Genomic DNA, 4,904 nt, shown 5'->3' on the forward strand with positions numbered 1-4,904 from the left:
TCGCCAGTAGGCATGATATCATAACCGTCAGCTTTGTCCGAATCATACAAGTTCGCATCGAGCGACATGTTTTTCTTGCGCTTTCGCTTACGAAGATGATCGATACATAGATTCGTCCCGATTCGATAGATCCACGTTGAGAATTTCTGAGAAGGGTCGAAGCCGTTTAGATTCGTATAGACTCTTAGGAAGGTTTCTTGCACGATATCTTCGGCTTCATGTGTGTTCCCCAGCATTCTGTAAGCGAGGTGGTATATTTTGTTCTGGTACAGATCGACCAACTCCCGAAAGGCGAGGCGATCCCCGTTTCGAGCAAGTTGAGTCAATTTTATCTCATATAACTCCATCTATGCACCTCCATTCTAGGGGTACAACATTCATTATGTAAAAAAGACTCCTTCGCCTCATAAGGGACGAAAGAGTCCGTGGTACCACCCTTGTTACAGCCTGCCATATTACTCCTCTGCAGATCCTGAAACTCCAGAATCCAGCGGAGCGCATGAAGCGGCTGTCGCTCTATGGAAGTTAACGGTTCCCGCCGGTACGCCCTACTTGCGTGTCGCCAATGTCTAAACTGCCGCAGAAAACGGCTCGCTCGACTCCAAGCGTACGTTTCAGGGGACTGCTCCGGAGCGAACTTCGGCAACCTCGCATCCCGGCGGCGCTCTCAATCGGTGGCGCCGCTCCCTGTTGGCCAAGCTTTGCCTACTCTTCTCCATCACAGCAATTGATCACAGTAAAACTAAGATTATCCGTACTATAACACGTTCAATCTGGAAATGCAACGGCCTGGAGACACACGATGCGTTGATTGTTATGATATCAACTCGCACTAATCAGGAAGAAGGAATAATGCGTGAGCTTCCCATCTTCAAAGAATATCCTTAATGATGGGAGAACTTTCTCTGTGAGCAATGTGATCTCCTTCCGATTCTCGTAAGTCGTAACATAAGCAGAAAGAGCCTTCGTTTCTTCTTCAGCATCCGGATCAAAGTTCCCATACAGCGTCCCGAAAGGGTTAATTTCCCAATCGACTTCCTGCGGAAATAACGCCAATACATCTTCGAATGCATCTCCAACCTTGATCCCTCGCGGACCCGGGATATCCCCGTAGACATCAACAATAGCAGGTGTTGGCGCGTCATAAAAATCAAAGTACACGTACCTGATCCGACCATCCGAATAAGTCGTCTCACCGCCAGGCCCATTGACCTGTTTCTCAAAACCATGCTCTTCCATCTGTTCTTTCGTCCAATCCGCTCGTAATTGTTCAAAATTGAGGATTTCTTTCGCGGTGAAAACTGTGGGATTCGCATTATCTAGATCTGGGGTAACTTCATCGGTTATTGAGTCCGTATCACCCTCGTCTTTTTTTTGCTCATCCCCCAATTGTGAAGATGGATTGGATTCTGGACCAGACTCGGTCTGTGATGGCTGACTCAATTCTGAGCAGGCGCAAAAAATAAGTACCATTAAAAGCAATATTAAATATAACTTATGCAACTTTTCACCTCCGGGTTAATTATCCACAGTTGTGGTTCCGTCTATATATGATAAGGAACTTAACCCATAATCAAAAACTCGACTTACCAAAATAATAACGGCAACCATAATAATTCTGATAATTCAACGATTATTACACATGAAACATCTATTTACTAATAGTATCAATGTTCATTAGAGTTAATATGTTACTGTGTTTGAAAAGTATGCATAAGGGTAGGAATTGGAATTAGGATTGCTTGACGGTCTGTAATATTTTGCTGGTGCCCATACATACGGATATGAAATACTTAAGTTCCGAGTTATCCTTGCCATCCATTGGATGTTAGTTCCTGATGGAACCACATTTTCAAAATTAAAAGTGTATTCATAAGTTGAGCCATTCCTCTGCATCGAACCACCTTGAATCCAAGCAGTACTTCCTACAATTCTATAATAGAGTATGACAGATTGGGGTAATTCTGTATGTGTGTTTCCTGCTCCACTAAAAACTATGGTGAGCCTTGCGATTTTATTGCTATTCCATTGTGCTTGGCTAAAGGTATCAAGATTCCTGCCGTAGTTCCATGAAGAAGCATGTCTATACAAAGTTTCAGTACGATAAGATTTTCGTCCACTCGTACTATTCTGATCATATGCTCCAAAATGAAGGTGTTCACCGCCAGTTGAACCAGTTGACCCAGCAGTGCCAATTCTATCTCCTTCTTCATAATCACCGTTCGGATATCCTGTTGTATTTACAACCATATGTTCATAATGACAATATACATCATTCGCAGTTTTTAATGATACTGTGTTATATCTATCCCCAAGATTTGTCAAGTATCCATCCGCTACAGCAACTACTCTTTTTGATGTTTGAACACTTAAATCAACGCCTACATGCGGCGATGTTCCGTTTACATTCCTCACCTCATTCCATTTACTAGTCACTGTAGGCCATAGTTGATTTCCATTTGAATCAGCTATTGGACTAATCCATCTTGTTGTTGAATCGATTACCCCTCTAAATACTTCACTATATTCTGAATATGCTGCATTTGCAGGTTGAATCATTGAAAACCACATAACTCCACTAAGAAATAACAAAGCTCTTATTTGAAACTTTCTCATCTATATCACCTCAATTCAAAGAATATTTCCAAGTTGAAACCTTTTTAACGCCGGGAATATCCTCTTTGATCAAAATTAATAGTTCTTTATTGTTTAACCAGTTAAATTCAAGTACACGTGATGTCGAATTCCCTGGTAATGATTTGAGATCAATCACTTTTCCAGTAAGTAGATCTAGAACTTTCAAATACCGCCGAGCTCCTGGTTGATCGCTTTCGACATAAATAAATGAAAAATACGAATTATCGGGACTAAAACCATTAATTCCAGGACGTAGTCTTGTCTGTCCTTCAAGTTCTAATGAAGCTATTTCATAAAGATTGCCTTGTTCATCAAGCTTAGAAACATGTATACTGCCACTGCTAAGTGATGATGCATATGCTATCATTCCATCACGCACAGCATATACTATTGGAGATTCACCTTTCATTTTTAATTCTGTCTCCTTACCATCTGTTGTTATCAGGACGTACGATATACCATCAGATGATATTTTTTGACTCACAATACTCTCAGATGTCACCCAACCATCCACTAAATAATTTGCACCTAGTGTATCAGCTATTAAATATTCTTTTCCGGAAGTTAAATCAAATACAAATAAGGAGGCTCCTGAGGTTTCAATGCGATTTTTATTTGAACTATAAACTAACTTTGAACTATCTGGACTAGGCACAACATCATCATTCCAGATCACTTTGTTTTCATCATACAAATCATATGATTCCTTAACTAACTCATCGTAACTTTTTCCGTCATAATATTCAGACGAAATTTTTATCAATTTATCACCAGATTTATCGAAGATCCACAAACCATTATCTGATGAAATAATCGACTTCATTCCATCAGGAGTAATTGAAAACTGAAGAGGGAAATCGTCCATGTTTTTTGGGATCACAATTGATTTTCCGTTCACAATCACTTTTTTTAAAGTTAACTCGATTTCATTAAATCCTGTCTTGATTTTTTGTATGATTTCTTCCTCAGAAGGAGATCTGATGACAGAAAAATCATCTAAAACTCCAATCTTAAATTTAGAGTTTATCATTGCAGTTTGTATGTCAATCCAGTTTTCAACTAGATATTGTCCGTTAGGCAACAAATTGTCGACAAATACGGCATTAGGATCATCCTCGATCATTTTCATTTCCTCAATTGACAATGGTTCAGAATTTTTATCCACCAGAGCATTTAATATCTCTATATAATCATCTTCTCCTAGGCGGTTAAAAAGCACTGGTTTTTCCATATCAACAGGTAATACCCTATAGTATTCATCTTCAATATACGTCCATCTTTCATTCTTCCCAAAAACATCGATTGTTGATAAAATGACTCCTAACAGCAATAAAGCAACTACAATAACAGTTAATTTCCTCTTCATAACTCTAAGTTTACCTCCTTTTCATTTTATTGTTTTTATCTTTATTAGCGTATTTTTCTAGTGCACTTCCTCCTTTCTTAGTCTAGTCAAGTTGCGAAAATTATACAGTTTATTCTAGCAGAAAAACATTCCATGGTTATTGTACCATATTTTTTTTGTTTTGTTATTATTTATTTATTTCTTCGTATGTGGAAATTGGTTAAAAAGTGGAGGTGACTGAGGTCTGAGAGTAATAGGATTACTTTCTTGCACTCCCATAAATGGGGCCATTCGCTGCGATTGAGATAGGCGACAAGTGCCCGATGGTAATGCCCTGTTGATTCCAAGACAACAACCGGGGTCATGTTTGTCTTCGCTTGCAGCTCTGCCAGGAGTTCTCCCAGCTGCTCAAATCCGCCTTCTTCGTGTGAGAGCGTCAAAGGCTTTCCGAAGGGTTCATTTCGTTTAGTAAAAGCCTGTACTACGCTAAATTTTTTTGCCACATCAATACCTACAACAGGTTCCATAGCAACCTCCTCATAAGTGATGAATGATTGCCGGCACTCCCACGATGGCTCCAACTCCATAGCTTCGCTTGTGATACGAGGTCTTAGCCTCAACCAGCTCAAACATGGTCGTTGGAGGCAGTGGGAGAACAGTTTGTCGTACGGGATCCTTCTCCCTAATTCTGTTACGTTCTCCCGGCTACCACCATCGTAATAAAGAAAGGCCAACCAGAAAATACTGGTTGACCTAATAATACGATAACTGACGATGAGAATATCGATGATGTCCCACACTCTTATATTAGTCCACAATTCCATCGTCAATCCTCCACCCGGACGTTTGCTTTCTTCAACTTCATGAAACCTTCATGAAATTTGAGTTCTTTCTCTATTTTTACAGTTCCAAACAATCCCGC

5 protein-coding genes are annotated in these 4,904 nt (G+C 39.9%); all 5 read right to left on the reverse strand.

Going from position 1 to position 4,904, the window contains the following annotated elements; translation table 11 throughout:
- On the reverse strand, nucleotides 1-347 hold a 347-nt coding region (locus tag PRECH8_RS14080; protein WP_200967731.1), incomplete at its 3' end, for a sigma-70 family RNA polymerase sigma factor.
- A 475-nt stretch (nucleotides 348-822) separates the two neighbouring features.
- Nucleotides 823-1,503 (reverse strand): hypothetical protein, encoded by a 681-nt coding sequence (locus tag PRECH8_RS14085; RefSeq protein WP_200967732.1) that lies wholly within the window; start codon nucleotides 1,501-1,503, stop codon nucleotides 823-825.
- Between the two features lie 180 nt (nucleotides 1,504-1,683).
- The gene (locus tag PRECH8_RS14090) at nucleotides 1,684-2,616 is read right to left on the reverse strand and encodes a M23 family metallopeptidase (RefSeq protein ID WP_200967733.1); all 933 of its coding nucleotides are present in this window, start codon (nucleotides 2,614-2,616) and stop codon (nucleotides 1,684-1,686) included.
- Between the two features lie 10 nt (nucleotides 2,617-2,626).
- Nucleotides 2,627-4,003: a hypothetical protein gene (locus PRECH8_RS14095; RefSeq protein WP_200967734.1), complete on the reverse strand. Its 1,377-nt coding sequence runs from the start codon at nucleotides 4,001-4,003 to the stop codon at nucleotides 2,627-2,629.
- Between the two features lie 170 nt (nucleotides 4,004-4,173).
- On the reverse strand, nucleotides 4,174-4,806 hold the full coding sequence (locus PRECH8_RS14100) for an IS110 family transposase (protein WP_200967735.1): 633 nt from the start codon (nucleotides 4,804-4,806) through the stop codon (nucleotides 4,174-4,176).
- Nucleotides 4,807-4,904 lie beyond the last annotated feature (98 nt).

Origin of the sequence: Insulibacter thermoxylanivorax, assembly GCF_015472005.1 — a bacterium.
In the GTDB taxonomy this organism is placed as follows: domain Bacteria; phylum Bacillota; class Bacilli; order Paenibacillales; family DA-C8; genus Insulibacter; species Insulibacter thermoxylanivorax.

What these genes read in the sequence shown, in the direction of transcription:
- PRECH8_RS14095 (WP_200967734.1), bottom strand. Translation starts at nt 4,003, where the DNA reads ATGAAGAGGAAATTAACTGTTATTGTAGTTGCTTTATTGCTGTTAGGA.
- PRECH8_RS14100 (WP_200967735.1), bottom strand. Translation starts at nt 4,806, where the DNA reads ATGGAATTGTGGACTAATATAAGAGTGTGGGACATCATCGATATTCTC.
- PRECH8_RS14090 (WP_200967733.1), bottom strand. Translation starts at nt 2,616, where the DNA reads ATGAGAAAGTTTCAAATAAGAGCTTTGTTATTTCTTAGTGGAGTTATG.